This window comes from Candidatus Phytoplasma gossypii (assembly GCF_030586975.1).
In the GTDB taxonomy this organism is placed as follows: domain Bacteria; phylum Bacillota_I; class Bacilli_A; order Acholeplasmatales; family Acholeplasmataceae; genus Phytoplasma; species Phytoplasma citri.
The window spans coordinates 1-1,260 of record NZ_JAOSIT010000075.1; the positions used below are offsets into that span (position 1 = coordinate 1).

Genomic DNA, 1,260 nt, shown 5'->3' on the forward strand with positions numbered 1-1,260 from the left:
ACGCAAAGGATTTTTATGATATCGATAACGATAATGATTAAGAATGATATCTCGATAATATCAAATATCGATTATCATTATCATTATCGATATAAAATATAAAGTATCACTCCTTCGAGGAGTTAATGTTGAACTAGGTTATTTAAAAAGAGAAATTGTCAGTAAAGTGTCAGTAAAGTGTCAGTAAAGTGTCAGTAAAGTGTCATTTTTTGTTTTCAGGAAGATATTTATATTTAGGATGTAACTTTTTCACCCGATAACCTTGTGGAGCTTTAGTCAAAAAAGATTTGATAAATTTTAAATCTTCTTGGCGATAATAAATAATATTTAAACCTTTCTTATAGTTAGTTTTAATAGGTTTATGATATTTATCTAACTTATTTGGATCTAGAGGATATAATTGTAAAGTTGCTAATTTAGAAACATCAATTTTGCCAATTAATGTTTTGATCTGATTTTTCTTTTCATTTTGGTAATTGATTTGGAAAAGGGGATAGTGGTTTTGAAGGCGATTATTATGGCTTTTAAGCGGGGTTAAATCCGTAAGTAATAGTTTACTATTACTAGTATCTTTAATTAAGGCGATTTTTAGTTGTTTAATTTCTTCTAATATGCGGGAATCCACAAAAAGGGTTTGATTTTTAGGACGATAATTCGCCTCTTGATAAGTATTTTTCTTTTTGGAATGGACAACAATGGTGAGATTAATTAAATCAGTTTTTAAGCTGATTAACAAGTTTTTAATGGGGATTAAGTCATTGGGAGTGGTTTGGTTATTTCTCCCCCCCATACTAATTTCTTGATGGGTGTTGTTTTTCATCTTTTGTCTCCTTTTAGTTAAATTTGTTAAATAAAAAAAATAAAAACCTTAAATAGTTAAATTGAGGTAAAATCAATAACTAATTTATTCTTTAATAACTACTTTGTCTTCACCAAAATAACGAATCGCTAAATCGACTAGGTTATTCTTTTTCGCCTCTTCATAAGTGAGGTAAGGGTCTAAAAAACATTTTTGATAAACTGCCTTACCATATTGGCGGATTAAATCATCGACATCTTTACAAGTTTGGTCGTAAGGGGGTAAAATTCTTCGGATTTCATAAGGAATTTGTTGGGAAGTTAGTTGTTCGCCCAAAACTTCACTCCGTTTTTGACCTGTTTCGTCATTATCTAAGGCAATAATCACCTTAATCTTTTCTTTTTTAATAATTTCTAGTTGGGATTGAGAAAGTAATTGGGCAACACAAATGAGACCAACCA

2 protein-coding genes are annotated in these 1,260 nt (G+C 29.7%); both read right to left on the reverse strand.

Going from position 1 to position 1,260, the window contains the following annotated elements; translation table 11 throughout:
- Positions 1-202: 202 nt before the first annotated feature.
- Positions 203-820 carry a phase variable surface lipoprotein gene (locus OC698_RS03135; RefSeq protein ID WP_304513230.1) on the reverse strand — a complete coding sequence of 206 codons (618 nt, stop codon included), beginning with the start codon at positions 818-820 and terminating at the stop codon, positions 203-205.
- Between the two features lie 84 nt (positions 821-904).
- Positions 905-1,260: toprim domain-containing protein (locus OC698_RS03140; protein WP_304513231.1), on the reverse strand; the 356-nt coding region annotated here is incomplete at its 5' end.

Bases quoted from the DNA above. Each gene is read 5' to 3' on its own strand.
- OC698_RS03135 (WP_304513230.1), bottom strand. From the start codon at position 820: ATGAAAAACAACACCCATCAAGAAATTAGTATGGGGGGGAGAAATAAC.